Genomic DNA, 3,240 nt, shown 5'->3' with positions numbered 1-3,240 from the left:
GATAAGCCAGATGTTCATCTATTTTTCCGGCGGATTCCGCCTTATGCACAATGATAGAAATTTCTTCCATGTCGAATGGCTTTTTTATATAGTCACGAGCTCCGAGTTTTATAGCTTTGACGGCTGAGGAAATATCGGCATGACCTGTAATAATCACTACCTGTATTGATTGTGACTCGTTTTTGACTTTTTCAAGTAGATTAAGCCCGTCAATACCCGGCAACCGAAGATCGATCAGCATTAGGTCGGGAACTTCGTTGCTTATCCGGGAAAGGGCATCCTCACCGCTCGAGAAGGTTTCAACCTCATGTCCTTCCATCTGAAGGAATTCCTGAAGATTTGCACGTATGACGCTGTCGTCGTCGACTACAAATATCGAAGCCATTTTTTATTATCCGGTTTTTATTCTGTCTGGGTGATAAGTATAATTGTCATGTGGTTCAAATGCAACAGCAAGATTTCGGTTTATTGGTTGTTTTGCTTTGTATGAGGTCAGGTAGTGCGTTTTACGATAAGAAGAGTAACGTCATCATCGAAATTCTCATCGCCTGAAAACTCTTTTAAAGAATCGAGTATATTCTCAATAATTTCCTTACTCTCATGTTCGAGATTATTCAAGAGAATCTCGGTAAGATTTTTTTCAGCAAACTCGTTCTGTTTATCGTCAAAAGTTTCTGTTACTCCGTCGGAGTACACGACAAGAAGATCACCCACGTCAAGATCAACAAGTTCTTCACTGTATTGAAAATCGGGTACGAATCCAAGCGGGATGCCGCCGGTATTTAGCTTCTCCACATCTCCCTGCTTTCTGATTATCAGCGGCGGGTTATGCCCCGCGTTGCAGTATCGAACTTCGCCTTTGTCTATATCGAGTATTCCGGAAAAGAACGTGATATACTTAGAAGGAGTCGTGGAGTTACATATATGGTTATTCAAAACGGAAGTCATTTCGGAAATTTCTACATTGCCGGCAGACTGAGCTCTGAAGCTTGCCTGTAAGCTTGCCATAAGAAGCGCTGCTGAAATTCCTTTTCCTGAGACGTCGCCCAACGCGAAGATAAGGTTTTTTTTATCGATATTTACGAAGTCGAAATAGTCACCGCCTACTGCCTGGGCGGGAATGTTAATCCCGGCGATATCATAACCGTTTATCGCAGGGGCAGAAAGAGGGAGGAGTTTCTTCTGAATATCCCGGGCGAGATCAAGATCCTCTTCAAGTTTTTTCTTTTCCTTTGCTTCCGCATAAAGGAACGCGTTTTCTATGGCTAAAGCCGCCTGGATTGAGAGGTCTTCCAAAAAACGTCTATCGTTTTCCGAAAATTTGCCGTTCTTACTGTTTAGCGCTTGAAATACGCCGATGAGTTTGTGTTCCTTATTATACATGGGCGCACAAACGATAGTCTGTGTAGTGTAACCGGAAATTTCGTCCACACCTTTATAGAAGCGAGGGTCGTTTTGAGCGTCATCTATAAGAAGACTTTTGCCTGTTTCAGCAACTATACCGCCAATGCCGGATCCGAACGGAAGGTCGATTTCAAGGTAGGTATCTTCAAGGTACACGGAATGAAGTTCTCTTTTATCCTCATCTCCGAGGAATATAGTTGCCTTCTCCGCATTTAGCTCGTCCTTCGCAATTTTACGTATCTGTTCCATAAGCTCGTCTAAATCGAGCGTCGAGTTTATCAGTCTCGTAGCGTTAACGATAGAAGTTAAATGGTCAATCTCTGTCTGTAAGTTATCATCCGCCATAACTGCTTTACCCGTTAATCACCTTTTTATAGTATCTTGAATCAGGACTTAAGAGTCGAATATATAATCCCCTGCTGCATTTATCAATCGATTTTCGGCGGTGAGTCGGCGAATCAGTTTCATATTGAAGACGGGTAATCGACCACATACGCCTGAGAACTAACGCTTCGAATCGTTTCCACAACTTTTGTATGTTCAGGATGGTTGCGGTAAGCTTCGAAATCATCTTCAGTCTCAAACTCCGAACAGAGTGCTATATCACAAGCGCTGGAGGTGTTACTCACATTTATCCCGACCTCATATGAACTGATCTGAGGGATAAGCGACGGTAATTTTTCCAATTCCGATTTAATCATCAACGCATTTTCTTCCCGGGATTTTCCCATCGCCGACTCTTTTAGTTTCCACATCACTATATGCTTATACATCAGGCTGTCCTATGATATTCTATTCAACATAATTATTCTTGAAGAATTAATTAAGTAATAATTCAAACAATCTCGGCGAATTCGTCGAAGCTCTTTTTAGTCAGGACCGGTACTTTCGTTCCTTCTTTCGGATATCCCACTGGAATCAAGAGAAATGCACGTTCATTTTTCGGTCGGTTAAGGATTTTCTCAAGGAATCCCATGGGACTCGGGGTGTGAGTCAAGGCAGCTAAGCCGGCATTGTGGATTGCGGTTAAAAGGAATCCGGTCGCAATGCCTACGGATTCATTTACATAATAGTTTTTTGTGTGTTGTTCGCCCTCTATTCCATAAACCTGTTTGAATACAACGATGAGATACGGCGCTTCCTCGAGAAATTCTTTATGCCAGTCTGTTCCAAACTGGTTTAGGTCTTTCAACCATTCGTCCGGAAATCGTCTTTCGTAGTTTTCCTTTTCTTCATTTTCTGCGGCTATCCTGATCTCTGTTTTGATTTTGGGATCCTTGACAAGAACGAACTTCCACGGCTGCTTATTCGCTCCGGAAGGAGCGGAAGAGGCAGTTGTGATAATATTCATTATCAGCTCTTCCGAAACCATTTCGTTTGAAAATTCTCTTATACTTCTTCTGTTCTTTAAAGCATTTAAATATGAAGATGACCGTTCCAGCATCACATCGGCAGGAAGTCGTTTGAACTCTAAGTTTTCAAATTTCATCTAAATCCCCAATTTATTTAGCGGTCAACGGAGCAGGCTCCGGTTAATCTATTTTTTATGATGAAAGCTTCAAAGAAAAATCTTCAACTACGAATGCGATCCAACTCAGATGAAACAGGAGACTTTCACTATTTGAGAGTGTAGAACGCTTCGGAGTATATCAACAGTGAGTTATCGGAGTGCTCCAATGGAGTTCTTCGTGACCTTCGGAACATCAACTGTGTTGATGCGGCATCCGGCCGCCGCCGGAAGCACTCCTATAGAAAGCCGTTGTCATTCCGAGGAGTCCCCATGTTTCGGGACGACGAAGGAATCTCAGTCGGACTCAGAATGATAGTTGATATTAA

General features: G+C 42.5%; 4 protein-coding genes. All 4 read right to left on the bottom strand.

The window, feature by feature from the left end:
• On the bottom strand, positions 1–385 hold a 385-nt coding region (locus IID12_10150; GenBank protein ID MCH8289444.1), incomplete at its 3' end, for a response regulator.
• A gap of 107 nt (positions 386–492) precedes the next feature.
• Positions 493–1,749, bottom strand: a complete 1,257-nt coding sequence (locus IID12_10145; protein ID MCH8289443.1) for a SpoIIE family protein phosphatase — start codon at positions 1,747–1,749, stop codon at positions 493–495.
• Positions 1,750–1,868: 119 nt separating this feature from the next.
• Complete coding sequence (locus IID12_10140; GenBank protein MCH8289442.1) at positions 1,869–2,177, bottom strand: Dabb family protein; 309 nt, start codon at positions 2,175–2,177, stop codon at positions 1,869–1,871.
• 62 nt (positions 2,178–2,239) lie between these two features.
• On the bottom strand, positions 2,240–2,893 hold the full coding sequence (locus tag IID12_10135; GenBank protein MCH8289441.1) for a nitroreductase family protein: 654 nt from the start codon (positions 2,891–2,893) through the stop codon (positions 2,240–2,242).
• Positions 2,894–3,240: the final 347 nt, after the last annotated feature.

It is taken from the genome of Candidatus Neomarinimicrobiota bacterium (assembly GCA_022567655.1).
Classification (GTDB): domain Bacteria; phylum Fidelibacterota; class SORT01; order SORT01; family SORT01; genus JADFGO01.
The sequence above is the reverse complement of the archived record's forward strand: the minus strand, read 5'-3'. Positions and strand labels throughout refer to the sequence as shown.

Coding starts and splice junctions, on each gene's coding strand:
- IID12_10140 (MCH8289442.1), bottom strand. CDS start 2,177: ATGTATAAGCATATAGTGATGTGGAAACTAAAAGAGTCGGCGATGGGA.
- IID12_10145 (MCH8289443.1), bottom strand. CDS start 1,749: ATGGCGGATGATAACTTACAGACAGAGATTGACCATTTAACTTCTATC.
- IID12_10135 (MCH8289441.1), bottom strand. CDS start 2,893: ATGAAATTTGAAAACTTAGAGTTCAAACGACTTCCTGCCGATGTGATG.